Here is a 26,355-nt window from a genome sequence, read left to right as displayed (position 1 = left end):
GCAATGCGCGAGCGTGGTTCGCTGCGCTCGCGCAGCGCGGCATCGATCAGCGCCATGACCCTGCGACAGATCAGCGCCGTACTCCCGCCGGATCAGGCGTGGGGAGTATGGCTTTCACGTCAGATCGTGGCCCGCATCATGGATACGTTCGGCCCATCGATGATCGGCACGCACGTGCGACGCGTCGACACCGGGATGTCCGACGGCCGTCGCGTCATCGGTGAATGGGTTTACGGCCCAGGTGTTCAACGCAACCGCACCGAAGCGATCTACTTCGTCCATGGCAGCGGATTCGTCCTCTGCTCCCCGCGTACGCACCGCCGCCTGACGTCCTGGCTTTCCCAACTGACCGGACTGCCGGTCTTCTCCATCGACTACCGCCTGGCCCCCAAGCACCGATTCCCCACCGCGGCAGACGATGTCCGCACCGGATGGGACTGGCTGATACACGACCAGGGCATGGCGCCGCAGCGCACCGTCATCGCGGGGGATTCCGCAGGCGGCCATTTGGCCGTCGACCTGTTGCTGCAGCCCGATGTCACCCATCCCGCGGCACTTGCGTTGCTCTCCCCCGTCCTGGATCTGACGTTCTCCCTGGCGCGCACACGCGAACAGACCCGTCGCGACCCTGCCATCCGCTCGGCGGACGCCATTCGGTTGATCGAGTTGTACTGCGCCGGAGTCGAGTCGACGCACCCCCGACTGAAGCTCGACGTCGCCGCGGGCCGCACTCTGCCGGCGACGCTGATCCAGGCCGGCGGGGCCGAGATGCTGGCCGCCGACGCCATCGCGCTGGCCGAACACATCCGCACGGCGGGTGGAACCTGCGAACTCGAGGTGTGGCCCGATCAGGTGCACGTCTTCCAGGCGCTGCCGCGGCTGACACCTGAGGCGCGACCGGCGATGCACCGGCTCGCATCGTTCCTCTCGGGAGCATTGCGCGACAACATCATCGACCAGGCAGCGGGGTGACAGGCATGGGCCTGTTCGGATCGTCGAAGAAACGCAGCCACGACGCCGCAGCGGTGATCACCGGCGCGGGCAGTGGCATCGGCGCGGCATTCGCAAGAGAACTCGCCAATCGTGGCGGGCGCGTGGTGTGCAGCGACATCGACGAAACCGCCGCCGGCGCCACGGTCGACGCGATCATCGCCAACGGCGGTGAGGCGTTGGCATCACGTTGCGACGTCTCACAACTCGACGACGTCACGGCGCTGGCCATCCAGGCTCAGTCCTGGTTCGGCGGCCCACCGACCGTGGTCATCAACAACGCCGGTGTCGGTGCGGGCGGCCTGCCCATCGGCGAGCTGAGCGTCGACGACTGGCAATGGGTGCTCGACATCAACCTCTGGGGACCGATCCACGGCTGCCATGTCTTCACGCCCATCCTGCGCGAGGCCGGATATGGCGGAATCATCAACGTCGCATCGGCCGCGGCGTTCGGAGCAGCGCCCGGGATGGCGGCATACAACGTCAGCAAGGCCGGCACGCTGTCGCTCTCCGAGACGCTGGCCGCCGAGCTGTCCGGCACCGGTGTCAACGTCACGGTGCTGTGCCCGACGTTCGTCAAGACGAATATCGTCGACGCGGGCCGGATCTCTGACAGGTCAACACAACTGGCCGACATGCTGATGCGTTGGACCGGCTTCTCACCAGAACGGGTGGCCCGCACCTGCCTGGACACCATGGACCGCGACGGTCTCTACTGCATGCCGCAGCCCGATGCCCGGATCGGCTGGGGTATCAAACGTTTCACCCCGACGGTGTACACCCGTGCCGTCGGACTCACCACCCGTTTCACCACGCCGTAGGAGGATCAGATGGCCATCAACATGGACGCGATGCTCGACAAGATCAAGGACCGGCAGTGGGCGCTGGCCGACATCGACTGGGACGCACCGGGCGCGGAGCTGATCACCGATGAACAGCGACCCAAGCTCAAGGCCTTCATGGCCGATTTGTGCTGGATCGAGAACATCGGTGCCCGTGGCTTTGCAGCGCTGGCCAAGAAGGCGCCCACGCCGACGATCGCCGAGATCTACCGCTACTTCCATGCAGAGGAACAGCGCCACGCCAATGCCGAACTCGCACTGATGAAGCGCTGGGGCATGCTCGAAGACGGGGAAGTTCCCGAACCCAACGTCAACATCCGGCTCGCCATCGACTGGCTGGACCGCTGGGCCGACGACATGCCGCTCTCGCTGCTGGGCACCGTCATTCCGATGCTCGAGGTCGCACTCGACGGTGCACTGTTGAAGTTTCTGCTCGACGAAGTGCACGACCCCGTCTGCCATCAGGTGTTCGAGAAGATCAACAACGACGAGTCCCGGCATCTGGTGGTCGATTTCGAGGTGCTCGACATGATCGGCCACGCCAAGATCCGCAGGCTCCTGATCGACTTCGTCGGCCACAACGCCACCCCGGGCCTCATCATCGGCGCGGTCATGGGCGCACCGCTGATCAACAGGATCCGCAACGAGATCACCGCGATGGGCATGGAGCCCGAGCGGCTGTACCGGGCCGTGAAGCGATTCAAGGAACTCGGCGATCGCGGCCAATACACCCACCGGGTACCGACTTATCTGTTCCTGCGGCGCTATGCCGGAGTGGTCACCAATCCACGTCACCCGTACCACCTGTTGGCCAACTCGATGGTCTGGCTCTCCGACCGGTATCCACGGCCACTGCTGCCCTCGGTCCCGAGCTGGGTCAAAGAGATCACCCACGAGCCGGCGGCGTGACATGCCCACTCTCAGGAGCACCCACATCTACGACACCCTGATCGTCGGCGCCGGATTCACCGGTATAGGTGCGGCGATCAAGCTCAGCGAGGCCGGCGTCGACGACCTCGTCATCCTGGAGCGCAGCGACCGCGTCGGCGGCACCTGGCGGGACAACACGTATCCCGGTGCGGCATGCGATGTTCCGTCGCTGTTGTATTCGTATTCATTCGTGAAGAACTCGTCGTGGTCGCGGGCCTACTCTCCCGCTGACGAGATCTGCCGGCATATCGAGGACATGACCGAGAAGTTCGACATCGAACGCCGTATTCAGTTCGGCGTGGAGGTCGACGGCCTGGACTTCGACGAGAAGACCGGCACTTGGACCGTGAAGACCGAGGGGCGAGAGAGCTTTCGGGCCCGCACCGTGGTGATGGCCTCCGGACCACTGCCCGATCACAAATGGCCCGACATCCGCGGCCTCGACACCTACGAGGGGCACAAGATCCACAGTGCCCGGTGGGACCACGATTACGACTTCTCCGGCAAGCGCGTCGCGGTCATCGGCACCGGCGCCAGTGCGGTGCAGATCGTGCCCGAACTGGTCAAGCGGGCGGAGTTCGTGAAGGTCTTCCAGCGCACTCCGGGCTGGATGCTGCCCCGTCTGGACACCGCCGTGCCTGCCGCGGCACAGGTGTTGTTCGCGAAAGTACCTGCTGTACAAGAGCTTGCACGGCAGGCGTTGTTCTGGGGTCACGAGCTCACCGCGACGGCGCTGGTGTGGAACACGCCGCTGACCGGACTGGTCGCCAGGCTGGGCAAGGCGCACCTGCACAGGCAGGTCTCCGATCCTTGGCTGCGACGGCAGCTGACGCCGGACTTCACCCCCGGCTGCAAACGGATGCTTGTCTCAAGCGACTACTATCCGGCGCTGCAAAAGGACAACTGCAAACTCATCGACTGGCCGATCGCCACGATGAGCCCGGTGGGAATCCGCACCAGCGACGGTGTCGAGCACCATCTGGACTGCGTCGTTTTCGCCACCGGTTACGACGTGCACCTGACCGGACCGCCGTATGAGGTGACCGGCATCGGCGACCGCTCACTGTCGCAAGAGTGGGCGTCGGGCGCACAGGCCTACAAGAGCATCAACGCCCACGGCTATCCGAACCTGTTCTTCATGACGGGACCGAACTCCGGACCGGGCCACAATTCGTTGCTGGTCTACGTCGAGGGCCAGCTCGACTACGCGGTCAGCGGCATCACCACGATCCTGCGGGAGAACCTGAAGTATCTGGACGTGCGCCAGGACGTCCAGGAGCGCTACAACGACCGCATCCAGCAGCGCCTGACCAAGACGACGTGGATGTCGGGCTGCAGCAGCTGGTATCTGACGGCGGACGGCTTCAACGCCTCGATGTACCCCGGCTTCGCCACGCAGTATCTTCGTCAGATGCGCGACTTCCGCTTCTCCGACTACGTCGCCGTCGAGCACGGCGCGCGCACCGGCAGCGGTGCCCTCTCGAGCGCATGACCAATCCGCCGGAGAAGCCACCGCGCCAGCAGGCGGGGGCGATTTCGGCGATCCTGAAGAGCCTGCGGCGCGCTCCCCGGCGCGTGCGGCGCGGCTCCCGCGATGTCATCGAAACCGCCGTATCGCAGTTGTTCGACGCGGCCGTGCTCCATCCGCACCCCGACTCCACTTCCGGTGAGTACCGCATCGACGAGCTCGCGCGCCTGGCCGGCACCACGACCCGCAACATCCGGGTGTACCGCGACCGTGGACTGCTGCATCCGCCGTTGCGGGTCGGGCGGATCGCGCTCTTCAACGACACACATCTGACGCGGCTGCGTCTAATCACCTCGATGTTGAATCGCGGCTACAACATCGCTCACGTCCACGAGATGCTGTCGGCCTGGGAGCAGGGCAAGAACCTGGGCGACATGCTGGGCATCGAATCGGCGATCGCGGGTAGCTGGGCGACGGAGAAGCCCGAGCGGATGAGCGTCGCCGACGCGCGGCGGCTGGTCGATGACGATCCGGGATTCGACCGCATGGTGGGACTGGGCGTGATCAATCTGGAAGACGGCGAGGCGGTCGTGGTGCGCCCCAAGCTGATCGAGGCGTTCAACGAGATCAGGCAGTACGGCGTCGCCACCGACAAACTCATCGACCTGCATGAGCAGATCTCACCGCTGATCGATCAGATCAGCGGACTGCTCGTGCAGGCCGGCATCGAGGAGGTGCTGCACCGGGTCAACCCGGGCGCCGCGCTACCGCCGGATACCGAAGTGGCCGAACTGATTACGATGCTGGTGCGGTTCCGCACCCAGGCTGTGTCGGCGGTCTCGGCCACGCTGGCCTTCTCCATCGAATCGACCATCGAGTCGACGGTCGGTCAGATCCTCGGCGAGTTCATCGAGAAGGAACCGCCTCCCAGCGAGAACCCAGGGGACGCCTGATCATTCCCATTCGATGGTGCCCGGCGGCTTGCTGGTGATGTCCAGCACGACGCGGTTCACCTCGCGAACCTCGTTGGTGATGCGTGTGGAGATGCGTTCGAGCACTTCATAGGGCACTCGCGTCCAGTCCGCGGTCATGGCGTCCTCGCTGGACACCGGCCGCAGCACGATCGGGTGACCATAGGTCCGCCCATCGCCCTGCACACCCACGGAACGGACTCCGGCAAGCAGCACCACCGGGCACTGCCAGATCTGGTGATCCAGGCCTGCGGACGTCAGTTCCTCCCGCGCGATCGAGTCGGCCCGCCGCAGCGTGTCCAGTCGCTGCGCGGTCACCTCGCCGACGATCCTTATGCCCAAGCCCGGACCCGGGAAGGGTTGGCGCGCAACGATTTCCTCGGGCAATCCGAGCTCGCGGCCAACCGCGCGCACCTCGTCTTTGAACAGCAGCCGCAGCGGCTCGACGAGTTTGAACTTCAGGTCGTCGGGTAGCCCGCCGACGTTGTGGTGGCTCTTGATGTTCGCAGTTCCCGACCCGCCGCCGGACTCCACCACGTCGGGATACAAAGTGCCCTGCACCAGGAAGTCGACCTCAGAACCGGTATCTCCCACGATGTCTCGGACCGCACCTTCGAAAGCGCGAATGAACTGCCTGCCGATGATCTTGCGCTTGCCCTCGGGATCGGTCACTCCGGACAGTGCTTCGAGGAAGCGGTCGGCGACGTCGACGGTGACCAGGTTGGCACCGGTGGCGGCGACGAAGTCACGCTGTACCTGCGCGCGTTCGCCCGCCCTCAGCAGTCCGTGGTCGACGAACACGCACGTCAACCGGTCGCCGATGGCCCGCTGCACCAACGCGGCGGCCACCGCGGAGTCCACCCCGCCCGACAGACCGCAGATCGCGCGTCCGTCGCCGATCTGCTCGCGCACCTGCTCGACGAGCGCGTCGGCGATGTTCGCAGGCGTCCACGTCGAGTCGATACCGGCGAATTCGTGCAGGAATCGGCTCAGAATCTGCTGACCGTGCGGGGAGTGCATCACCTCGGGGTGGTACTGCACGCCTGCCAGGCCCTTGGCCCGGTTCTCGAACGCGGCGACGGGCGCACCGGAACTGGTGGCGACCACCTCGAAGCCTTCGGGGGCGACGGTCACGGCGTCTCCATGGCTCATCCACACCGGCTGGGTGGTGGGCAGATCGGAATGAAGGTCTCCCCCAGTCACTTCCAGCTCCGTGCGGCCGAACTCACTGGTCCCCGTCCGGGCGACGGTTCCGCCGAGCGCCTGGGCCATCGCCTGAAAGCCGTAGCAGATACCGAACACCGGTACCCCCAGGTCGAACACCTCGGCATTCAGCTGCGGGGCACCGTCTTCGTACACACTCGCGGGACCGCCCGACAGCACGATGGCCTGCGGGTCGCGGGCCTTGATCTCCTCGACCGTCGCGGTGTGCGGAATCACCTCGGAATAGACCCGCGCTTCGCGGACGCGGCGGGCGATCAACTGCGCATATTGCGCTCCGAAGTCGACGACCAGCACGGGCCGGGGAGAACCTGTTGTCACCCGGACAGTCTAGTCAGCGACCCCACAGCACCGAGCTCATGGTGAAGACGCCGAAGTATGCCCACGGACGAATTTGGGAATGGTGAACTGGAGGCACGCACCCGAGAAGCCAAAGCGAGGTACCAAGTGCTCGGTCTACCCGAATGGATCCGTGCCACACTTTTCGACCTCGATGGCGTGCTGACAGACACCGCCAGCGTGCACAAGAAGGCCTGGAAGTCGATGTTCGACGACTTTCTCGAGGCGCAGGCAGTTCAGGCGGGAACCAAATTCGTGCCGTTCGACGTCGACTCCGATTACCTGAATTACGTCGACGGCAAGAAGCGCGAGGACGGGGTCCGGTCCTTTCTCGCCAGCAGAGGTATCCAGCTGCCCGACGGTTCCCCGGACGACGATCCGGACGCCCAGACCGTCTACGGGCTCGGAAACCGCAAGAACCAGGCGTTCCAGCACACCCTGCAGACCGACGGAATCGAGGTCTTCGACGGATCTCGCCGCTACCTCGAGGCCGTCGTGAACGCAGGGTTCGGCACGGCGGTGGTGTCGTCCAGCGCGAACACCCGCGAGGTGCTGGAGCTGACGGGGCTCGACAAATTCGTCCAGCAGCGCGTGGACGGCGTGACGCTGCGGGAGCAGAACATCGCGGGAAAGCCCGCTCCGGACTCGTTTCTGCGCGCGGCAGAACTGCTCGGAGTCACGCCTGCCGAGGCGGCCGTGTTCGAGGATGCGCTCTCCGGCGTCGAGGCGGGCCGGGCGGGGAATTTCGGATACGTCGTCGGTGTCGACCGGGTAGGTCACGCAGAGGCTCTGCGGCGCAACGGTGCTGACGTGGTGGTCGCCGACCTCGCAGAGTTGATGTCGCGATGATCACCGGCGAGAACTTCATAGTCGAACCGTGGCATATTCGTGAAACCGCGCTGGATCTAAGCCTTTTGGACGAATCCGAATCACTGTTTGCACTGTCCAACGGCCACATCGGCATGCGAGGAAACCTCGAAGAGGGTGAACCACACGGCCTTCCCGGTACCTATCTGAACTCGTACTACGAGGTACGACCGTTGCCCTACGCCGAGGCGGGGTTCGGCTACCCCGAGGCAGGCCAGACGATCGTCAACATCACCAACGGCAAGATCGTCCGCCTGCTCGTCGACGACGAACCCTTCGATGTACGGTACGGCGAATTGCTCGAGCACGAACGCGTTCTGGATTTGCGCGCAGGCACGCTGACCCGCACCGCACATTGGCGCTCCCCGGCGGGCAAGCAGGTCAAGATCGTGTCGACCCGCCTGGTGTCGCTGGCGCAGCGCAGCGTCGCAGCGATCGAGTACACCGTCGAGGCGGTCGACGAGTTCACCCGAGTCACCGTCCAGTCCGAGCTGGTCGCCAATGAGCAGCTGCCCTCGTCCGAAGACGATCCCAGAGTGGCCGCCGTGCTCGACAAACCGTTGGAGGCCGTCGGGCACGAGCACTCCGAACGCGGCGCCATCCTGCTGCACCGCACACGGGCCAGCCAGCTGCTGATGGCCGCGGCGATGTCTCACGACGTCGAGGTCCCCGGGCGGGTCGAAGTCACCACCGGAGCGGGCGAGGACTGGGCGACCACCACCGTGATCTGCGGTCTACGACCGGGTCAACGGCTACGCATCGTGAAATACCTCGCCTACGGGTGGTCGAGCCTGAGATCGCGGCCCGCACTGCGGGACCAGGCCGCCGCAGCGGTCAGCGGTGCGCGCTATACGGGGTGGGAGGGACTGCTCAAGTCGCAGCGCGAGTATCTCGACGACTTCTGGGACTGCGCCGATGTCGAGGTCGAGGGCGACCCCGACAGCCAGCAGGCGGTGCGGTTCGGACTGTTCCACGTTCTGCAGGCCAGTGCCCGTGCCGAACGTCGGGCCATTCCCGGCAAGGGGCTGACGGGCACCGGGTACGACGGTCACGCGTTCTGGGACACAGAGGGATTCGTGCTGCCGCTGCTGACCTACACGGCGCCATATGCGGCCGCGGACGCGTTGAGGTGGCGGGCCTCGACGCTCGATCTCGCCAGGGAACGAGCAGCACAACTCGACCTCACCGGCGCCGCGTTTCCGTGGCGCACCATCCGCGGTGAGGAGTGCTCGGCGTACTGGCCCGCGGGTACGGCCGGCTGGCACGTGAACGCCGACATCGCCATGGCATTCGAGCGGTATCGCATCGTGACGGGTGACGATTCCCTGGAAGCCGAGTGCGGGCTTGCGGTCCTCGTCGAGACGGCACGGTTGTGGCTGTCGCTCGGACATCACGACCGGCACGGCGTGTGGCACATCGACGGGGTCACCGGACCCGACGAGTACACGGCGGTCGTGCGGGACAACGTGTTCACCAATCTGATGGCGGCACATAATCTTCGGACTGCGGCCGAGGCTTGCCTTCGCCACCCCGACCGCGCCGACGAACTGGGTGTCACCGATGCGGAGATGGCCGATTGGCGCACTGCCGCCGACGACGCGTTCATCGCGTTCGACGACGAACTCGGTGTCCATCCGCAGTGCGCCGGTTTCACCACGCTTCGGGAGTGGGACTTCACGTCCAACACCGAATATCCCCTGCTGCTACACGAACCGTATGTACGGCTGTACCCGGCGCAGGTGATCAAACAGGCGGATCTGGTGTTGGCCATGCAGTGGCAGAGCCACGCGTTCACGCCCGAACAGAAGGCGCGCAACGTCGACTACTACGAGCGCCGCACCACGCGCGACTCGTCGCTGTCGGCGTGTACCCAGGCGGTGATGTGCGCCGACGTCGGCCATCTGGAACTCGCACATGACTACGCGTACGAGGCGGCGCTCATCGATCTGCGCGACCTGCACCACAACACCCGCGACGGCCTGCACATGGCGTCTTTGGCAGGCGCGTGGACCGCGCTGGTGGCAGGGTTCGGCGGACTGCGCGACGACGACGGTGTGCTGTCGCTCGATCCGCAACTGCCGTCGGGAATCTCACGCCTGCAGTTCCGGTTGCGCTGGAGGGACTTTCGGATCACGGTCGATGCCAACCACGAAGATGTCACCTACACCGTCCGCGACGGGCCGCACTCATTCCTGACGATCCGTCACGCCCGCGAGGAGATAAAGCTCGGTACGGACCGCCCGACGACCGTCGCGCTGAGGCCCCGCGAGCCGCTGCTCCCCGAACCGCAGCAACCGCCCGGCCGAGAGCCGTTGCGCCGCAGGACGTTATAGGGGGTTCAGGCCAGTTTCTTGGCCTCGGGCAGACCGCCGGTTGCCTCGAACACGACGCGCCTGCCGATCTCGACGGCGTGGTCGGCGAAACGCTCGTAATAGCGGCCCAGCAATGCGACATCCACCGCGGAGCAGACCCCGTCCTGCCACTTGTTGTCGATCAGCAGCGTGAACAGGTGACGGTGCTCGGCATCCACCGCATCGTCCAGATCGCGCATCTGCGATGCCTTTTCCGAATCGCTGGACAGCAGTACCTCACGCGCAATCCCTGCCATCAGGACAGCTCGTCTACCCATCTCCGCGAAGCTGGCCCTCACCTCGTCGGGCAGCGCGCACTCCGGGTGGCGCAACCTCGAGATGCTGGCCACATGCACCGCAAGCGCACCCATTCTTTCGATATCGGCGCCGACGTGAATGGCGCAGACCACCGTCCGCAAATCGCCGGCCACCGGCTGCTGCAGCGCGAGCAGTTTGAGCGCAGTTTCCTCGGCCTGCCGGCCCATGACCGCGATGCGTTCCTGCTCGGCGATGACCTCTTCGGCCAGCGACAGGTCTGCTTCCAGCAGAGCCCGCGTCGCATCGTCCATCGCCTTGGCTGCCAGGCCGCACATGTCGGCCAGCCGCGCGCCCAAGCCCGACAATTGTTGGCGATAGGCGGTTCGCATCGGCACTAGTTACCCGAGACCGCTCGGGTCAAACCTGTTAGCCGGCGTTTTTTCCCGCCGAGCTGACCGGTTCGATCGGCAGATGGCGCAAAGCCGCGGGCGCATCGGCGGGGACGACCGGATGTGCCGGCGGGATCGGATCGAGGCGCTTGTAGGGTTCCCCCTGCTTTGGACGCTGATCGATCTCACCCTTGTTCGGCCACAGCGATGCCGCGCGCTCGGCCTGCGCGGTGATCGAAAGCGATGGATTGACACCGAGGTTCGCCGAGATCGCCGCACCGTCGTGCACCGAGAGCGTCGGATATCCGTACACCCGCTGATACGGATCGATGACTCCGTGGTCGGCGGTGTCGCCGATCGCAGCGCCGCCGAGGTAGTGGGCGGTCAGCGGGATGTTGAACAGTTCACCCCAGGTGCCGCCCGCGACGCCGTCGATCTTTTCGGCGATCCGGCGCGTGACCTCGTTGCCCACCGGGATCCATGTCGGATTGGGTTCGCCGTGACCTTGCCTGCTGTCCAGCCGCCGGAAGCCGAACTTGGTCCGCCGGGTGTATGTCGTGATCGAGTTGTCCAGGTGCTGCATGACGAGCGCGATCATCGTCCGCTCGCTCCAGCGCCTCGGGTTGAGCAGCCGAAGCAGCTTGCGGGGGTTCTGGCCGGCCTGCGCGAAGAACTGCCGCCACCGTGGAATGTCAGACCCCAGAGGCCCCGCGCCATCGGTCATCAGGGTCTGCAACAGCCCCATGGCATTGCTGCCCTTGCCGTAGCGCACCGGCTCGATGTGCGTGTCGGACGTCGGGTGAATCGACGACGTGATGGCCACACCGTGGGTGAGGTCGAGGTCGGGTGAGACCTCGAAACGGCCCGCACCGACGATCGACTCCGAGTTGGTCCGCGTGAGCACACCGAGCTTGTCCGACAACTTGGGAAGCTTGCCCTTGTCGCGCATGTCGAACAACAGCTTCTGCGTGCCGAACGTCCCCGCCGCGAGCACCACATGGGTAGCGGTGTACTTGCGCCGCTTCAGCGGCAACAGGCCCGTCCGTTTCGCGCGCACCTCCCACACTCCGTCGGATCGCTGCGAGAAACTCGATACCGTCGTCATCGGAATGATCTCTGCCCCAGCCTTTTCGGCGAGACCGAGATAGTTTTTCAGCAGGGTGTTCTTGGCGCCGTAGCGGCAACCCGTCATGCAGGAACCGCATTCGATGCAGCCGGTGCGCGCCGGACCGGCACCGCCGAAGTACGGATCCGGCACCGTCTTACCCGGAGCCTTCGTGCCGTCGGGGCCGAAGAACACGCCGACGGGCGTCGCGACGAAGGTGTCCTCGACGCCCATGTCGGCGGCGACCTCTTTCATGACGCGGTCGGCATCGGTGAACGTCGGATTCTGGACCACGCCGAGCATTCGCTGCGCCTGGTCGTAATGCGGGGTCAGCTCGCCGCGCCAGTCGGTGATCTGCTTCCACTGCGGGTCGTTGAAGAACGCGTCCGGCGGGACGTACAAGGTGTTGGCGTAATTGAGCGACCCTCCGCCGACACCCGCGCCGGCCAGGATCATCACGTTGCGCAACAGATGGATTCGTTGGATGCCGTACATGCCGAGTTTCGGCGCCCACAGGAACTTGCGCAGATTCCAGGACGTCTTCGCGAACTCCTCGTCGGCGAACCGGCGACCGGCCTCGAGAACGCCGACGCGATAGCCCTTCTCGGTGAGCCGCAGCGCGGTGACGCTGCCACCGAAACCGGAACCGATGATCAGGACGTCGTAGTCAGGCTTCATCGGCCCAGTATCTAACTACCGGCAAGTAACCACTAGCGAGGTCACCCTAACTTTCGGCATCTCAGTTACCGACGGTCAGGCCGACCTTCTGGAACTCCTTGAGGTCGCAATAACCTGCCTTGGCCATCGATCGCCGCAGGCCACCGACCAGATTCAGCGACCCGAACGGATCGTCGGACGGCCCGGTCAGCACCTGGCCCAGCGAAGGCCGCTCGCCCAGCGCGACCTGCAGGAGAGCGCCGCGCGGCAAAGACGGGTGCGCAGCCGCGGCGGGCCAGAACCAGCCGTCTCCCAGTGCCTCGGCGGCAGTGGCCAACGGGGTGCCCAGCACCACGGCGTCGGCGCCGCACGCGATGGCCTTGGCCAGGTCGCCGGAAGTGTGGATGTCACCGTCGGCGAGCACGTGCACGTAGCGCCCGCCGGTCTCGTCAAGGTATTCGCGGCGTGCGGCGGCGGCGTCGGCGATCGCGGTCGCCATCGGCACACTGATGCCGAGCACCTCGTCGCTGGTGGTGACGCCGCGGGTCGATCCGTAGCCGACGATGACGCCCGCCGCACCGGTGCGCATGAGGTGCAGGGCAGTGCGGTGGTCGAGGACGCCGCCCGCCACCACCGGTATGTCGAGCTCGGAAATGAAGGTCTTGAGGTTCAGCGGTTCGCCGACCCCGTGATCTTGGGCGACCCGCTCCGCGGAGATGATCGTGCCCTGGATGACCAGTAAGTCGACGCCGGCGGACACCAGCGCCGGCGTCAGCGCCCGCGCATTCTGGGGACTCACTCGGACGGCCGTGGTCACACCGGCATCGCGGATCCGCGCCACCGCGGCACCCAGCAGATCAGGATCCAGCGGCGCGGCGTGCAGTTGTTGCAACAGCCGAATCGCCGCCGCGGGTTCCGGCTCTTTCTCAGCCGCAGCGACGACCTGAGCGATCTTTTCCTCGACGTCGGCGTGCCTGCCGATCAGGCCTTCGCCGTTGAGCACCCCGAGGCCGCCCAGACGGCCCATCTCGATGGCGAACTCCGGCGACACCAGCGCGTCGGTCGGGTGTGCCACGACCGGGATCTCGAACCGGTAGGCATCCAGTTGCCAGGCCGTCGAAACATCTTGGGACGACCTGGTTCTGCGGGACGGGACGATGTTGATCTCGTCGAGTTCGTAAGTGCGGCGGGCGGTTCGGCCCATGCCGATTTCAACTGTGTCACGCACTGCGTCATCTCCCCTTCGAGCACGCTGTCAGCGGGTGTAGTAGTTCGGCGCCTCGACAGTCATCGCGATGTCGTGCGGGTGGCTCTCCTTCAATCCCGCTGCGGTGATCTGTACGAACTGCGCCTGCTGCAGGTGTTCGATGGTGGCCGAGCCCGTGTAACCCATCGCTGCGCGCAACCCGCCCGTGAGTTGATGGATCACTGTCGACAGCGGACCGCGGAACGGCACCCGGCCCTCGATGCCCTCGGGCACCAACTTGTCCTCGGACAGCGCGTCGTCCTGGAAGTAGCGGTCCTTGGAGTACGACCGCGCTCCCGCGCGCCCGGCCATCGCGCCGAGTGAGCCCATGCCGCGGTAGCTCTTGAACTGCTTGCCGTTGACGAAGATCAGCTCGCCCGGCGACTCGGCGGTGCCCGCCAGCAGCGAGCCGAGCATGGCCGTGGACGCGCCGGCCGCCAATGCCTTGGCGATGTCTCCGGAGTACTGCAGGCCGCCGTCGGCGATGACGGGAATGCCCTTGGGCGCGCACGCTGCGACAGCCTCGAGGATCGCGGTGATCTGTGGGGCTCCGACGCCGGCCACCACCCGCGTGGTGCAGATCGAGCCGGGGCCGACACCGACCTTCACCGCATCGGCGCCCGCGTCGACCAGCGCGGCCGCGGCGGCGCGGGTGGCGACGTTGCCGCCGATCACCTCGACGCGGTCGCCGACCGACACCTTCAGGCGATGCACCATGTCCAACACACCGCGGTTGTGGGCGTGCGCGGTGTCCACGATGAGCACGTCGACTCCGGCATCCACCAGCGTCATCGACCGCGTCCACGCGTCGTCGCCGACACCGACCGCGGCGCCGACGAGCAACCGGCCGTCACTGTCCTTGGTAGCGAAGGGGAATTGCTCGGTCTTGACGAAATCCTTGACGGTGATCAGCCCGGTCAGCTTGCCGTTGCCGTCGACGATCGGCAGCTTCTCGATCTTGTGGCGGCGCAACAGCCCCAGCGCCGCTTCGGCCGAAACACCTTCCTGCGCAGTGATCAACGGAGCCTTGGTCATCACCTCCGACACCGGCTTCGACTGGTCGACCTCGAAGCGCATATCGCGGTTGGTGATGATCCCGACGAGAGAGCCCTGTGAATCCACGACCGGCAACCCCGAGATGCGGAACCGCGCGCACATCGCGTCGACCTCGGCCAGCGTGTTGTCCGGTGAGCAGGTGACGGGGTCGGTGACCATGCCGGCCTCTGAGCGCTTGACCGTCTCGACCTGGCCGGCCTGTTCGGCGACGGGCAGGTTCCGGTGCAGCACCCCCATACCGCCGGCGCGGGCCATCGCGATGGCCATCCGCGATTCGGTGACGGTATCCATCGCCGAGCTGACGAGCGGGACCCGCAGCCGGATCCGTTTGGTCAGCTGGCTGGAGGTGTCCGCTGTGGCGGGCACCACATCTGAAGCGGCCGGCAGCAGCAGGACGTCGTCGAACGTGAGGCCGAGCATCGCGATCTTCGTCGGATCGTCGCCGCCGGTGGGTACCGGAACAGCGAGGGGAAGGCTGCTTTCGGCAATCGACATGGGTGGGGCCTCCCGGGACAGACGAGCTAGAAGCCCCATCTTATCGGCATTGACGTCGCCGGTTCGGCGCCACGCTCCCGGTGGCGCCATGCCGAGCGACGGCTGGCGCGAAATGTGGGCGGCTGCGTAATGTGGGAGTCGTGCGAGACCACCTCCCGCCGGGTTTGCCGCCCGATCCGTTCGCCGACGACCCGTGCGACCCGTCGGCTGCGCTCGACGCCCTGGAGCCGGGGCAACCGCTGGACCCCCAGGAGCGGACCGCGGTCGAGGCCGATCTCGCCGACTTGGCTGTATATGAAGCGTTGTTGGCGCACAAGGGGATTCGCGGTTTGGTCGTGTGCTGCGACGAATGCCAGCAGGACCACTACCACGACTGGGACATGCTGCGGGCGAACCTGCTGCAGCTGCTGGTCGACGGTACGGTCCGCCCGCACGAGCCGGCCTACGACCCCGAACCCGACGCCTACGTCACCTGGGATTACTGCCGCGGTTACGCCGACGCCTCTCTCAACGAGGCCACGACGGACACCGACGGGTATCGCTGACGGCGCAACCGCTGGTTAGCTGCCGTCGCCGCCGGAGCCAGACTCCGGCTCGGGAACCACGAACGTCGTCGTAACCGGCGCTCGCCGTTGTACCGGCGGTTCCTCGACCGTCGCCGGAGGTGCCTCGACGGTTGCGGGCGGTTCCTCAACCGTCACTGGAGGTGCCTCAACCGTCGCAGGCGGCGCTTCGACGGGGGGTGCCTCCTCGGCGGCCTCGGAGACAGTCGATGACGGCGCAGCAGGCTGCTGGGTCCTCGTAGCCGCCACGGTGGTCGTCGTCGTTACTGCCGTTGTTGGCGGGGCGGTAGTCGTCGGAGGCGGCTCTTCCTCCGACGCGGGCGGTGCAGGCGGTGCGCTGCTGGGCTCAGTCGCCGGCAACTGAGTAACCGGTCCCGACGGAGTCGGCAACGGACCCGACGGCGTGGGTAACGGTCCCGACGGCGTAGGCAGCGGACCCGACGGCGTAGGTAACGGTCCCGACGGCGTAGGCAGCGGACCAGACGGAGTCGGCAACGGAGTCGAGGTATCCAACGGCGGTGTCGTCTCCGACGACGTATTGCCGTTCGTGGATGTCGGGGTGTCCAGGACAACCACATCCGGGAAGACCGGCGGCGGCATGTCGGGCGGCAGCACCGCGGCGGGATCCTGCGCCTCGACCTTGACCGTCAGTTCTTGCCACTCGGAGACCAGTTCCTGTTTGCGCACATCGTCGTTGACCGTCGCGACCGTGGTGGTCAGCGTCTCCAACTTCTGCTGCGCGGCGTCCCACTGCCCCTGGTCGACGAGCTGCTGCACCTCCGCGAGTTGTTGCGAGGCAAGCATCACGGCGTCATCCCGCGGAGCCGGCGCCTCGCCGAAGATCATCGTGCGCAGACCGTAGAGCGAGTCGCCCGGTCCCGCGCCCGCCACCACGCTGGCGAAGCCACCGAGACACAGCACCGCCGCGGCGGTCGACCCGATCAGAGCCAGCGTTCGACGCGAACGCTTGCGCGTGCGCTGGGCGGTGTCGAGTGCGATCACCGCGTCGCGCGGCGTCACCGGCACCGTCATCGGCGCATCCCGAATGTCGTCGCGCCAACCGGACAACAGGTTGATCAGCTCAGCGTCTCCGCGATCGCTTGCATACGCCGGCTGCTCGTACGCGAGCGCGTCGAGCAACTGGTCAGTGCGGTTGATCTCGTTGAGCGACGGATCGCCCCCGTTGGAAGTCCAGCGTCCGAAGTCAGGCATGGTCGTGCCCCGTCGAGATGATCTCTTCCTTCAGCCGTGCCAGTGCACGGTGCTGGGCGACTCGGACCGCGCCCGCCGTACTCCCGACTGCCTCGGCGGTCTCTTCGGCGCTCATGCCGACGACCACGCGCAGGATCAGGATTTCGCGCTGCTTCTCGGGCAATATCGCCAGCAGCTTCTTCATCCGGGCTGATGCCTCGGAATCCAGCGCCATCTGTTCGGGGCCGGCGTCCAGCGAGAAGCGTTCCGGCACGACTTCCGTCGGGTCGGAGCGGTTCCTGCCCGCTGCGCGATGAGCGTCAGCGACCTTGTGCGCTGCAATGCCGTACACAAAGGCCAGGAACGGTCGTCCCTGATCCTTGTAGCGCGGCAGCGCCGTAATGGCGGCCAAGCACACCTCCTGCGCGACGTCATCAGCTGAGAGGCCACTTCGCTCAGTCGACCCCACCCTCGCCCGGACGTACCGGATGACGATGGGACGAATGGTCTCCAGCACCCTCCGGAGTGCGTCCCGATTGCCCGCTACAGCCTCAGCGACGACATCATCGAGACGTTCTCCCGAAATTGTCATCGTGGGCGATCTCTCCAGCGTTACGTAACGGACACTTACCGGTGGGCTTGGCTCAGCTAAACAATAACTTTCAGGATGGAGTGCTCCCGTCTCAGCGGACCGCCCACACGCCGCCTCGTGACCTGACTGTGTCGGCAGAACCGTCGCGGATCGCCGCCACCTCTACTTCTGAGCGCACCCCGCTACCAATACCGGCCAGCAAGGAGGCCAACGCCCAGCGCAGCGGGACCATTCCGTGGGCTTCCGTGTCCTCGAGCGCGGCATCGGCCACCCGCCGGGAGCCGTCGAGGTCACCGACGCAGCACAGCGCGGCGGCCATGACGACCTCGGTTTTGACGGCGTGCCGTATCGAACCGAGCGTGGCGGCGGCCGCCCTGGCCGCCTCCGCATGATGCACCGCGGACGAACCCCGTCCGCGGGCCATCGCCAGCTCCGCGGACACCCAGGCGATCCGCACGTGCAGCCGCGCAGGTACCGGGCCGTCGAGAAGGTCGGCGGCGCGGAGCAACGCCCGCTCCGACGCCGCAAACCGTCCGGTGCCGAGCGCATCGGCGGCCAGCCCGATCAGCGCGTCGCCGCCCGCTTCCCGATCGGCACCGGCAAGTGCGAACGCCCTGCCGTCCCAGGTGCGAGCCCGGTCGTGCCAGCCAAGCTGGCGCAGAAACGACGCGCGGCTGCTGTGGGCCAGCGACACCAGCGGGTCGGGCGGCTGACGTCGCAATGCGGAGAGGTCGGCCAGCGCGCTGCTGTATCGGCCCTGACCGCCGGCCACCACCGCCCGCAGCCATAGCTGCTGCGGAGTGGTCGCGGCGGGCAGCGGCCAGCGTCCCGGATCGTCCCCGAATGCCGCGTTCGCCAGGTCTGCGGTGGAAGTGATCATCAGTGCCGCGACGGTATCAACGCGTATCAATGGACCAGTGCAATACCCGGTACCGGTGGACTCGTATTTCAAAGGGGTCAAAATCACTTTGGTTAACAGTTGGTGCTGCGAAAGTTAATTCCATGTAAGACGGCGCGGGGTTGAGAATAATTGCCAAAGTCGCATGGATTGATGCGATCAGGGTAAATGCACCCTGGCGACCCCTGCTTCACGTGCGCTTAAACACCGATCTCGACGGCGAAGTATCCCAAGATGAACGTGACGTAAATTCTGGACCTGCCGTTATGTCAATTAGCACATGTTCAGGCTATTGACGGAATTTCGTGAGCCCCCCTAGTTTGTGTGCACGAGTAGTCATCGGCGACTTGCGCTCGGATCGGTTCCGTAACTCACGCACTTGTGTAGTTGGCGAAATGAGTGTGTAGAGAGGGGTTTTCCAATGCCACAGCCGCAACAGCTTCCCGGACCCAACGCAGATATCTGGGATTGGCAGATCGCCGGCCTTTGCCGAGGCGTCGACTCGTCCATGTTCTTTCACCCCGACGGCGAACGCGGCCGGGCGCGCGCGCAGCGCGAGATGCGCGCCAAGGAGATGTGCCGCAGCTGCCCGGTGATCACGCAGTGTCGCTCGCACGCGCTGGCGGTCGGAGAGCCCTATGGCATCTGGGGCGGCCTCTCCGAGTCCGAGCGCGAACTGTTGCTGAAGCGGGGTATCCGCCGCGCCTCATAACCACGCATTCAATAGAAAAAGCCCCGCCTCGGCCGACCGGGACGGGGCTTTTTCACGGCTACTACAACTGCTCAGGCATCCGATTCGCTGTCGGACTTCGCGACGTCCACGTCTGATTCACCGGCGGGCTCGGCCGCAGCCTCCGGCTTGGTCTGGCGGGCACCAGCCACGCGGATGACGCCGTAGCAGAGAGCGACGACGGCGGCCAGCACGAGCAGCCACGGCAGCAAGAGACCGAACAGCAGCACGAGGTTTCCTGCGACGGAAACCAATGCGTCCCAACCTCGTTCGACCTGACCCAGAAATCCCTGATAGTGCTTGGGTGCCGGTCCGCCGATCGTTTCTGCCACGAAGGTGACGTTGACGGTGCTGTATTCGATGCGGTCGCCGAGGGCTTCACGCTGGGCGCGCAGGCTGTCCAAGTCCGCTTGACGCTGAGAGAGCGCGTCCTCGGCGGCGATGAGTGCTTCGGGGTCGCGGGCATCACGCATGATCGCCAGCAGGCGGTCCACCGAGGTCTGCAGCGCCTTGATGCGGGCGTCGAGATCGACCCGCTGCGCCGTCACATCCTCGGAGCTGGTTTCGGCGGTCTGCACGGTTCCCAGCGTCTTGAGCTCGCGCACCACACCGTCGAGCTTGTCCACCGGAACGCGCAGCACGACCGACGTGCGCGCCAATCCCGAGTCGGACCCCGCGTTCTCGCTGCGGCTGTCGACGCGGCCGTCGGCGTCCTCGACCATGACGGCCGCCTTGTCCGCGGCCTCGGAGGTGTTGGCCACCGTGATGGTCATCGATGCGGTCTTGACGACGTCGCGCTGGACGTCTTCCACCGGCATGGGCTCCTGCGGCGGCGGGGCCTCCGGCGAGCCTGCGGCGGCGCCGTCGGTGGTGAATTTGGACGCGGGTGCCTCATTCTCCCGGAGCGACGGGCCCGATCCGGAGCACGCCGTCACGAGCGCCAGTGTCGCGATGCCGATAATCGCCACCGTCAACCACTTGCGGTACAACCTGCAGGAAGTGCTGCGCATGGCAGCCACCATGCCATTAGCTGTGAAGTTCGACCATTTTCGCTGGTTGGATAGGCGGTCGACGAGGTCAAACGTCGATCACGCGGATGACGGTCTTACCCCGGCCACGGTGGGTCGGGTCAAACGCGGCAGCGGCGTCGTCGAGGGATCGAATCTTTGCGACACGTGGCTCGATGCGCCCGTCCCGCACCCTGAGCTCCAATTCGGCGAGTCCCGCACGGTCGGGCTCCACGACGAAGAAGATGGCCCGGATGTTGTCGGGCGGGCTGGGCGGCGGTTCGGCGATGCTGACCAGTGCACCGTCAGGTCGGACCAACGCGGCCGAGCGGCGGAGGATCTCACCGCCGATCACGTCGAAGACCATGTCCACTTCGCCGACGTCTTCAAGCCGATCTTCTTCCAGGTCGGCGAAAACTTCTGCGCCTAGCCCCAGGGCCACTTCACGATCGGCCGCGCGTCCCGTACCGATCACCCGTGCCCCCGCGTCGAGCGCCAGTTGTACCGCCATCGAACCGACACCGCCGGCAGCGCCGTGAATCAGCACCGTCTGCCCGGCGGAGAGCCGCCCGTGAATGAACAGTCCCTGCCACGCGGTGAGGCCCGAAATCGGCAGTGCCGCAGCCACGATGTGATCGACTCCCGTCGATAGCGGCGCAAGATTGCGAGCCTCGACTGCCACGAATTCGGCCAGCGTGCCATTGCGGCACCAGTCGGTGATCCCGAAGACTCGTTGGCCGACAGTCAAACCTGTCGTCCCGTAGCCGAGTTCGGCGACGACCCCGGAGACCTCGTGCCCGGGGATGGTCGGTGTCCTGTCATGTCCGGCCCGGTCGGTCCAGGTGCCCGGCCAGTCGAGCTCACCCGGCGTGAATCCCGCCGCGTGCACTCGGACGACGACATCGTTCTCGGCGGCGTGCGGGTACGGCATCTCCCCCAGTGCTAGGCCGTGCACTCCGGCAGCGCGGTCGCGCGCGATGATCGCTCGCATCAGTTCAGGGTCGAGATATGAAGCCGGGACTAGTCTTTCGTCTCGTCAGAGTCCTCGGACTTGTCGTCATCGTCCGAGTCGTCATCCTCGTCAGAGTCGTCATCCTCGTCAGAGTCGTCATCCTCGTCAGAGTCGTCATCCTCCGAGTCTTCGTCCGTGGTGTCTTCGTCGTCCACGGTGTCCGCACCCGATTCGCTGATGCCATCGGCATGCTTCGTAAGCAGCCGGGCCAATTGACGGGCCTCCTCCGGCGCCAACGAGTCGTCGATGAGCCGCTCGCCATCCTCGGATACCCGCTCGAGATAGACCGTGTTCTTTTTCGTGGCGACGTTCCACTGGCCGCCTTCATGCTCCGCCATTGGGCCGGGATACCCCGGCGACCGGATTGTCATTCACTTTCAGGGCACCCGGGTCCAGGGTTGGCAGTTTCGCGATTCGAAGGCCTTCACTTCCGCGTTGATATTCGCGAACATCGGACCGATCGACATATTCGTGGCGACCACGTGGTCTTTGTTGGTGTCGGGCGTGCTGTACGCGAACCACGCGCACATCGAGTCGACGGTCGGCACGTCGTTGATCCATACGCCGAACGTCGAGGCTGACCCGGCCGTTTGGTAAAGACCCGGCGCGATGTCGGGCCCAACGAGGAAGAAGCCATTACCCGGGATCGGGTCCAGCGGGGCGGAACTCGCCCGGGCCACGAACGTGACCGCAGCCAATGTGGCGACAAGTCCGGCCACTGCGTACCGCCTGATCACCTCGGCAGCGTAACTCTTCAGGTCAGCGCACCGAATACATTCTTGTGACGCCTGAAAGGATCGGCGCGGCAATGTCCGTCTTGGCATTGTCTGCCGCCCTGACCATCGCCCCGGCCCACGCTGACCCGCTGCCCGGATTCTGTGTGCCGCCGAGCGTCGTCGACAACGTGTGCACCGTGCGGCTGACATCGGTGACGGCCGACGCCGTCAATGGGACGATCACCGGAACACCCGTCGGGGGCGGAACCGCGATTACCGTTGCCGGACAAGGGGATGCCTACCTCAAGTCGGCGGGCTTCGGCGACGCGCGGCCGGACCCGATACAACGCTGGGACGAGACGATCGACAGCGTGAACGCCCTCAGCGTCGATCCGTCCAACCCGAACTGGTACGGCAATGCCAAGGCCCAGGCGTTCCTGCCCAGGACACTGAATGACCTGGCCGGCCAGTTCCCACCAGACGTCCTGGAGGTGCGGTTCGCCCCTGACAACGCCCAGCCGGGAGTCTTCCGCATCGTTTCCATCCAGCCCACGGCCTGACAACGAAAAACACCCCGGCCCAACGGGATCGGGGATGACTTGTCGTCTCAGCCTTCGGTGTAGGTATATGCGGTCGTGGTGCACACGTCGATGCCGGTGCGCACCAGCTCCTCGCCGTCGTCGAACACGGCCTTGAAGTCGTACAAGCACGCCCCGCTGCCGTCATCGATATTGATGTTCACCGACTGGCCGACCGGCAGCACGTCCTCGCCCAGAATGTCTTCCTCCCAGGTGCCGCGGTCGACGTTCGATGCGTAGAACTGCACGATTGCGTGCTGCGTTTGGTTGATGACTTCTACGTTGCGATCTTGTGCGTTTGCCGGGGCGGCCAGTCCGAGTAAAGCGACCACCGCCGCGACGATGCCGATCGTGAGTTTCCTCAACATCCTGTTCATCCGTTGCCCCTCTTCTCGAAGTGAACTGTTGCTCTGTTCCCCCGAGCGGCAAACTTATCTCGTTTCCTTCGACTGAGGAGTCGATATGGCCATTTTGCGAAGCAGGCGTTGTTAGTCCAGTGTCAAGGCCTATCGGGGTGACGTAATCCGTCGGGCCCGAATCTCGACCCAAAGACAATCTGGCCCGTAACAGCAAACACGTACAACAGCCGCCGACTGGTCAGGCACTACAAAGGCGTCGCGACCGGGTCAAGACCGAAGACCGCGGTTTGGGCTGACTTGCCCTTCAGCGCGTGGGCACCCCGGTCAGCGAGTCCGGGTGGTGGAGAAACCAGGGCGTCAACGGTTTGGCCAGTGAGAAGGATGGCGTCGCCGGTGGTCTTGGTGAGTTGCTCGACGCGGGCAGCCACGTTCGTCGTGTCGCCGATCAGGCTGAACTCAAGATGAGCCCCTCCGCCAATGGTGCCGGCGATCACCGTACCGGTGTTGATCCCGATGCCGATCCGAAGCTCACCGCCGAATCGCTCGACAACGAGACGGTGAATCAGCACCGCGGCGCCCACTGCGGCGTCGGCATGGTCCGCGAGATCGTTTGGAGCGCCGAAGACGGCCATCGCGCCGTCGCCGAGGAACTTGTTGACGTGCCCTCCGGCGTCGGTGACGGCCGGCACCACGATCTCGAACAGGGCGTTGAGCCGGGCCACGGTGTCCTCCGCGGTGTTCGCCTCGGCGAACGGGGTGAAGTCGCGGATGTCGACGAACATCACCGTCACCTCGCGGCGCTCGCCGGTAAAAACGTCGTCGCCCTGCTCGAGCAGCCGCGCGGCGAGAGCGGGGTCGACGTAGGTACCGAATGCCGCCTGAAGTCGTTGCCGCTCAGCCAATCCCGCCTGCATGCGATTGAACGACGCCGCCAGCACTCCCAGATCGTCGTCCTGTACCACCGGCACCCGCCTGCCGTAGTCACCGGCTGCGACACGTTCGGTTCCCTCCGCGAGATCCCGAATCGGCCGCATCGACGGTGAGAAACCGACGCCGACGACTAGCGGAATTCCGAATCCGAGTGTCAACGCACTGCCGATCCCAAGGAACAGAAATGGCTGCGGGCTGGCCCCGACGATCGCGGCAACCAACATCGCGCTGTCGACGGAGAAAACGAACGCAGTCCCCAGGACCGTCATGTTTGACCACGCGGCGATCGTCGGGCGAGCGCGGGGTAAGGAGTCCCCAATGCTCGTGTCGCCGGCGATCGCGACCCGTGCAGGCCGAGCGGTCGCCTCCAACATGCTGTGCACACTGATGAGATACGTCACGGTTCCGACCGCGGCGCCCAGCACCCCGTACTGCGCAAGTCGCGGTCCGTCCGCTCCAACAATTGCACCGACGATCACCGACATCACGGCGAAGCACACCGCGGCTAACCAAAGCGCCCGGTAAACCGCGCTCCGGGCGAAGCTATATGTGGCCTCCAGCGCTATTGCCCGATCGACGTCGCGGCCGGCCGCCCATTGCTCGACCGGGCGGTAGCGCTTGCGGTCGGCGAAAGCCGCGTACAGATTCAGCGCCAGCAGGGCGACGAGGGTGACGACGGCTGCCTCGACGTAGTGGCGGGAGCCTTCAACAGCGACGATGAGGAACGACCACAACAGGAAGATCGGCAATCCTGCTGGCAATATGACGGCCAGACCCGCCCACCGGTGTTCCGCTCCAAACCGGTCCCACGCCCACTGCCAGATGCGGTCCATGTCCGGAGACTAGAGGCCGAGCGCTCACCCTTTTACGGATTGCGCTCCGAAGGCCGAACATCGGTGCGCGAGTGTGCTTACCAGAACACCCCGGCCTGGTGACCGGGGTGTTCTGTGAAGCTACTGCTCAGTGGTGGTGATGACCGTGGCCATGGCCGTGGCCATGACCGTCGTCTTCGGCCTCGGCCGGCTTCTCGACAATCGCGGTCTCGGTGGTCAGCACCATCCGCGCGACGGACGCCGCGTTCTGCACGGCTGACCGGGTCACCTTGACCGGGTCCACAACGCCATCGGCAGCCAGATCACCGTAGGCGAGCGTGGCCGCGTTGAAGCCCTGACCGGCGGGCAGTTCGGACACCTTGTTGACCACGACCGAGCCGTCGAGCCCGGCGTTGGTGGCGATCCAGTACAGCGGCGCCGTCAACGCGGAGGCGAATACGCCGACGCCCAGCGCCTCGTCACCGGAGAGCGACTCGCGCAGCGGGCCGAGCACCGAACCGGCCTGCACGAGCGCCGCGCCACCACCGGCGACGATGCCCTCCTCGACGGCCGCCTTGGCTGCCGACACCGCGTCCTCGACCGCTTCCTTGCGCTTCTTGAGGTCGGTCTCGGTTGCCGCGCCGACCCGGATGACGGCGACGCCACCGGACAGCTTGGCCAGCCGCTCCTCGAGCTTCTCGCGATCCCAGTCGGAATCGGACGCCTCGATCTCGGAGCGCAGTTGCGCCTTGCGGCCGTCGATGGCGTCCTGCGTGCCACCACCGTCGACGATGACGGTGCTGTCCTTGTCGACGACGACCCGGCGTGCGGTACCGAGCACCTCGAGGCCGACCTCGCGCAGCACGAGACCGACATCGGGGTTGACGACCTGGCCGCCCGTGACGACCGCCAGATCGTCGAGGAACGCCTTGCGCCGGTCCCCGAAGAACGGCGCCTTGACGGCAACGGCCTTCAGCGTCTTGCGAATCGCGTTGACCACCAACGTCGAAAGGGGTTCACCCTCGACGTCCTCGGCCACGATCAGCAGCGGCTTGCCGGACTCGGCGACCTTCTCCAGCAGCGGAAGCAGATCAGGCAGCGAGCTGATCTTCTCGCGGTGCAGCAGCACCAACGCGTCCTCGAGCACGGCTTCCTGTGCATCGAAGTCGGTGATGAAGTACGCGGAAATGTAACCCTTGTCGAAGCCGACACCCTCGGTGACCTCGAGCTCGGTGTTCAGCGTCGAGGACTCCTCGACCGTCACCACACCGTCGACGCCGACCGTCGTCATGGCCTCGCCGACCAGCTCGCCGACCTGCTCATCGCGTGAGGACACCGTGGCGACCTGGGCGATGGCCGTCTTGTCGCTGACCGGCGTCGCCGCCGCGAGCAGCGCCTCGGAGACCGCGTCGGCGGCCTTGCTGATGCCGAGGCCGAGTGCGATCGGGTTGGCACCCGCGGCCACGTTGCGCAGGCCGGCCTTGATGATCGCCTGTGCGAGCACCGTCGCCGTGGTCGTGCCGTCACCTGCCACGTCGTTGGTCTTGGTGGCGACCGACTTGACCAGCTGGGCGCCGAGGTTCTCGAACGGGTCTTCCAGCTCGATCTCGCGGGCGATGGTGACACCGTCGTTGGTCACCACCGGACCGCCGTACGCCTTGGCCAGCACCACGTGGCGACCGCGCGGCCCCAGCGTGATTCGCACGGCGTCGGCGAGCTTGTCGACCCCGGCTTCCATTGCCCGGCGCGCAGTCTCGTTGAACTCAATCTGCTTGCTCATAA

Annotated in this window: 25 protein-coding genes; 10 read left to right on the top strand and 15 right to left on the bottom strand. The window is 65.8% G+C overall.

The window, feature by feature from the left end; genetic code table 11:
- Positions 1-3: 3 nt before the first annotated feature.
- From BST47_RS07595 to BST47_RS07575, 5 genes are read left to right on the top strand one after another with little or no spacing between them, the layout of a single operon-like run.
- Positions 4-972 carry an alpha/beta hydrolase gene (locus BST47_RS07595; RefSeq protein ID WP_083125123.1) on the top strand — a complete coding sequence of 323 codons (969 nt, stop codon included), beginning with the start codon at positions 4-6 and terminating at the stop codon, positions 970-972.
- Positions 973-977: 5 nt separating this feature from the next.
- Positions 978-1,811, top strand: a complete 834-nt coding sequence (locus tag BST47_RS07590) for an SDR family NAD(P)-dependent oxidoreductase (RefSeq protein ID WP_083124857.1) — start codon at positions 978-980, stop codon at positions 1,809-1,811.
- 9 nt (positions 1,812-1,820) lie between these two features.
- On the top strand, positions 1,821-2,741 hold the full coding sequence (locus tag BST47_RS07585) for a reductase (protein WP_083124855.1): 921 nt from the start codon (positions 1,821-1,823) through the stop codon (positions 2,739-2,741).
- Position 2,742: 1 nt separating this feature from the next.
- Positions 2,743-4,254, top strand: coding sequence for a flavin-containing monooxygenase (locus BST47_RS07580; RefSeq protein WP_083124853.1), 1,512 nt, complete (start codon positions 2,743-2,745; stop codon positions 4,252-4,254).
- Positions 4,251-5,183 (top strand): MerR family transcriptional regulator, encoded by a 933-nt coding sequence (locus BST47_RS07575; protein WP_207568556.1) that lies wholly within the window; start codon positions 4,251-4,253, stop codon positions 5,181-5,183. The genes BST47_RS07580 and BST47_RS07575 overlap by 4 nt, the downstream gene beginning before the upstream one ends.
- Here the strand turns inward: BST47_RS07575 and guaA are convergent, their stop codons facing one another.
- On the bottom strand, positions 5,184-6,743 hold the full coding sequence (gene guaA, locus BST47_RS07570) for a glutamine-hydrolyzing GMP synthase (protein WP_083124851.1): 1,560 nt from the start codon (positions 6,741-6,743) through the stop codon (positions 5,184-5,186). It abuts the gene before it with no gap.
- 126 nt (positions 6,744-6,869) lie between these two features.
- Between guaA and BST47_RS07565 the strand changes: the two genes are divergently transcribed.
- Positions 6,870-7,610: a beta-phosphoglucomutase family hydrolase gene (locus BST47_RS07565; protein WP_083125121.1), complete on the top strand. Its 741-nt coding sequence runs from the start codon at positions 6,870-6,872 to the stop codon at positions 7,608-7,610.
- A complete protein-coding gene (locus tag BST47_RS07560; RefSeq protein WP_083124849.1) occupies positions 7,607-9,961 on the top strand; it encodes a glycoside hydrolase family 65 protein in 2,355 nt (784 codons plus the stop codon). Before BST47_RS07565 ends, BST47_RS07560 begins: the two co-directional genes overlap by 4 nt.
- A 5-nt stretch (positions 9,962-9,966) precedes the next feature.
- Here the strand turns inward: BST47_RS07560 and phoU are convergent, their stop codons facing one another.
- The 4 genes from phoU to guaB all read right to left on the bottom strand — a co-directional run bounded on the left by phoU (position 9,967) and on the right by guaB (position 15,185).
- Positions 9,967-10,626, bottom strand: coding sequence for a phosphate signaling complex protein PhoU (phoU, locus tag BST47_RS07555; RefSeq protein ID WP_083124847.1), 660 nt, complete (start codon positions 10,624-10,626; stop codon positions 9,967-9,969).
- A gap of 37 nt (positions 10,627-10,663) precedes the next feature.
- Complete coding sequence (locus BST47_RS07550; RefSeq protein ID WP_083124844.1) at positions 10,664-12,409, bottom strand: GMC family oxidoreductase N-terminal domain-containing protein; 1,746 nt, start codon at positions 12,407-12,409, stop codon at positions 10,664-10,666.
- 61 nt (positions 12,410-12,470) lie between these two features.
- Positions 12,471-13,592, bottom strand: coding sequence for a GuaB3 family IMP dehydrogenase-related protein (locus BST47_RS07545; protein ID WP_234809622.1), 1,122 nt, complete (start codon positions 13,590-13,592; stop codon positions 12,471-12,473).
- 51 nt (positions 13,593-13,643) lie between these two features.
- Entirely contained in the window at positions 13,644-15,185 is a 1,542-nt protein-coding gene (gene guaB, locus BST47_RS07540; RefSeq protein WP_083124841.1) for an IMP dehydrogenase, read from the bottom strand.
- 140 nt (positions 15,186-15,325) lie between these two features.
- On the opposite strand from guaB, the gene BST47_RS07535 reads away from it, so the two are divergent.
- Positions 15,326-15,730, top strand: coding sequence for a DUF5319 domain-containing protein (locus tag BST47_RS07535; RefSeq protein ID WP_014209027.1), 405 nt, complete (start codon positions 15,326-15,328; stop codon positions 15,728-15,730).
- Between the two features lie 15 nt (positions 15,731-15,745).
- Here BST47_RS07535 and BST47_RS07530 read toward each other — a convergent pair whose 3' ends face one another.
- From BST47_RS07530 to BST47_RS07520, 3 genes are all read right to left on the bottom strand, one after another.
- Positions 15,746-16,960, bottom strand: coding sequence for an anti-sigma-D factor RsdA (locus BST47_RS07530; RefSeq protein ID WP_083124839.1), 1,215 nt, complete (start codon positions 16,958-16,960; stop codon positions 15,746-15,748).
- The gene (locus BST47_RS07525) at positions 16,953-17,531 is read right to left on the bottom strand and encodes a sigma-70 family RNA polymerase sigma factor (protein WP_083124837.1); all 579 of its coding nucleotides are present in this window, start codon (positions 17,529-17,531) and stop codon (positions 16,953-16,955) included. The genes BST47_RS07530 and BST47_RS07525 overlap by 8 nt, the downstream gene beginning before the upstream one ends.
- Positions 17,532-17,622: 91 nt before the next feature.
- On the bottom strand, positions 17,623-18,411 hold the full coding sequence (locus tag BST47_RS07520) for a hypothetical protein (protein ID WP_107528889.1): 789 nt from the start codon (positions 18,409-18,411) through the stop codon (positions 17,623-17,625).
- A gap of 439 nt (positions 18,412-18,850) precedes the next feature.
- On the opposite strand from BST47_RS07520, the gene BST47_RS07515 reads away from it, so the two are divergent.
- Positions 18,851-19,141: a WhiB family transcriptional regulator gene (locus BST47_RS07515; protein ID WP_083124835.1), complete on the top strand. Its 291-nt coding sequence runs from the start codon at positions 18,851-18,853 to the stop codon at positions 19,139-19,141.
- A gap of 71 nt (positions 19,142-19,212) precedes the next feature.
- Here BST47_RS07515 and BST47_RS07510 read toward each other — a convergent pair whose 3' ends face one another.
- The 4 genes from BST47_RS07510 to BST47_RS07495 all read right to left on the bottom strand — a co-directional run bounded on the left by BST47_RS07510 (position 19,213) and on the right by BST47_RS07495 (position 21,915).
- Complete coding sequence (locus tag BST47_RS07510) at positions 19,213-20,169, bottom strand: DUF4349 domain-containing protein (RefSeq protein WP_083125119.1); 957 nt, start codon at positions 20,167-20,169, stop codon at positions 19,213-19,215.
- Between the two features lie 67 nt (positions 20,170-20,236).
- On the bottom strand, positions 20,237-21,157 hold the full coding sequence (locus BST47_RS07505) for an NADP-dependent oxidoreductase (RefSeq protein ID WP_083124833.1): 921 nt from the start codon (positions 21,155-21,157) through the stop codon (positions 20,237-20,239).
- Positions 21,158-21,186: 29 nt separating this feature from the next.
- Positions 21,187-21,516 carry a hypothetical protein gene (locus tag BST47_RS30640; protein WP_165799757.1) on the bottom strand — a complete coding sequence of 110 codons (330 nt, stop codon included), beginning with the start codon at positions 21,514-21,516 and terminating at the stop codon, positions 21,187-21,189.
- Between the two features lie 39 nt (positions 21,517-21,555).
- Entirely contained in the window at positions 21,556-21,915 is a 360-nt protein-coding gene (locus BST47_RS07495; RefSeq protein WP_083124831.1) for an Rv1352/Rv1906c domain-containing protein, read from the bottom strand.
- A 71-nt stretch (positions 21,916-21,986) separates the two neighbouring features.
- Between BST47_RS07495 and BST47_RS07490 the strand changes: the two genes are divergently transcribed.
- Positions 21,987-22,454 carry a hypothetical protein gene (locus tag BST47_RS07490; RefSeq protein ID WP_083124829.1) on the top strand — a complete coding sequence of 156 codons (468 nt, stop codon included), beginning with the start codon at positions 21,987-21,989 and terminating at the stop codon, positions 22,452-22,454.
- Positions 22,455-22,501: 47 nt separating this feature from the next.
- Here BST47_RS07490 and BST47_RS07485 read toward each other — a convergent pair whose 3' ends face one another.
- The 3 genes from BST47_RS07485 to groL form a co-directional block, all read right to left on the bottom strand.
- Complete coding sequence (locus BST47_RS07485) at positions 22,502-22,840, bottom strand: hypothetical protein (protein ID WP_234809608.1); 339 nt, start codon at positions 22,838-22,840, stop codon at positions 22,502-22,504.
- Between the two features lie 236 nt (positions 22,841-23,076).
- On the bottom strand, positions 23,077-24,594 hold the full coding sequence (locus tag BST47_RS07480; RefSeq protein WP_083124825.1) for an adenylate/guanylate cyclase domain-containing protein: 1,518 nt from the start codon (positions 24,592-24,594) through the stop codon (positions 23,077-23,079).
- A gap of 127 nt (positions 24,595-24,721) precedes the next feature.
- A complete protein-coding gene (gene groL / locus BST47_RS07475) occupies positions 24,722-26,353 on the bottom strand; it encodes a chaperonin GroEL (RefSeq protein WP_083124823.1) in 1,632 nt (543 codons plus the stop codon).
- Positions 26,354-26,355 lie beyond the last annotated feature (2 nt).

The organism is Mycolicibacterium tusciae (assembly GCF_002086795.1).
GTDB classification, from domain to species: Bacteria; Actinomycetota; Actinomycetes; order Mycobacteriales; family Mycobacteriaceae; genus Mycobacterium; species Mycobacterium tusciae.
The sequence above is the reverse complement of the archived record's forward strand: the minus strand, read 5'-3'. Positions and strand labels throughout refer to the sequence as shown.

Coding starts and splice junctions, on each gene's coding strand:
- BST47_RS07525 (WP_083124837.1), bottom strand. CDS start 17,531: ATGACAATTTCGGGAGAACGTCTCGATGATGTCGTCGCTGAGGCTGTA.
- BST47_RS07545 (WP_234809622.1), bottom strand. CDS start 13,592: ATGGGCCGAACCGCCCGCCGCACTTACGAACTCGACGAGATCAACATC.
- BST47_RS07520 (WP_107528889.1), bottom strand. CDS start 18,411: ATGATCACTTCCACCGCAGACCTGGCGAACGCGGCATTCGGGGACGAT.
- BST47_RS30640 (WP_165799757.1), bottom strand. CDS start 21,516: ATGGCGGAGCATGAAGGCGGCCAGTGGAACGTCGCCACGAAAAAGAAC.
- BST47_RS07510 (WP_083125119.1), bottom strand. CDS start 20,169: ATGCGCAGCACTTCCTGCAGGTTGTACCGCAAGTGGTTGACGGTGGCG.
- BST47_RS07515 (WP_083124835.1), top strand. CDS start 18,851: ATGCCACAGCCGCAACAGCTTCCCGGACCCAACGCAGATATCTGGGAT.
- BST47_RS07490 (WP_083124829.1), top strand. CDS start 21,987: ATGTCCGTCTTGGCATTGTCTGCCGCCCTGACCATCGCCCCGGCCCAC.
- BST47_RS07505 (WP_083124833.1), bottom strand. CDS start 21,157: ATGCGAGCGATCATCGCGCGCGACCGCGCTGCCGGAGTGCACGGCCTA.
- BST47_RS07585 (WP_083124855.1), top strand. CDS start 1,821: ATGGCCATCAACATGGACGCGATGCTCGACAAGATCAAGGACCGGCAG.
- BST47_RS07550 (WP_083124844.1), bottom strand. CDS start 12,409: ATGAAGCCTGACTACGACGTCCTGATCATCGGTTCCGGTTTCGGTGGC.
- BST47_RS07595 (WP_083125123.1), top strand. CDS start 4: ATGCGCGAGCGTGGTTCGCTGCGCTCGCGCAGCGCGGCATCGATCAGC.
- BST47_RS07530 (WP_083124839.1), bottom strand. CDS start 16,960: ATGCCTGACTTCGGACGCTGGACTTCCAACGGGGGCGATCCGTCGCTC.
- BST47_RS07590 (WP_083124857.1), top strand. CDS start 978: ATGGGCCTGTTCGGATCGTCGAAGAAACGCAGCCACGACGCCGCAGCG.
- BST47_RS07580 (WP_083124853.1), top strand. CDS start 2,743: ATGCCCACTCTCAGGAGCACCCACATCTACGACACCCTGATCGTCGGC.
- BST47_RS07485 (WP_234809608.1), bottom strand. CDS start 22,840: ATGTTGAGGAAACTCACGATCGGCATCGTCGCGGCGGTGGTCGCTTTA.
- guaB (WP_083124841.1), bottom strand. CDS start 15,185: ATGTCGATTGCCGAAAGCAGCCTTCCCCTCGCTGTTCCGGTACCCACC.
- phoU (WP_083124847.1), bottom strand. CDS start 10,626: ATGCGAACCGCCTATCGCCAACAATTGTCGGGCTTGGGCGCGCGGCTG.
- groL (WP_083124823.1), bottom strand. CDS start 26,353: ATGAGCAAGCAGATTGAGTTCAACGAGACTGCGCGCCGGGCAATGGAA.
- BST47_RS07480 (WP_083124825.1), bottom strand. CDS start 24,594: ATGGACCGCATCTGGCAGTGGGCGTGGGACCGGTTTGGAGCGGAACAC.
- BST47_RS07575 (WP_207568556.1), top strand. CDS start 4,251: ATGACCAATCCGCCGGAGAAGCCACCGCGCCAGCAGGCGGGGGCGATT.
- BST47_RS07560 (WP_083124849.1), top strand. CDS start 7,607: ATGATCACCGGCGAGAACTTCATAGTCGAACCGTGGCATATTCGTGAA.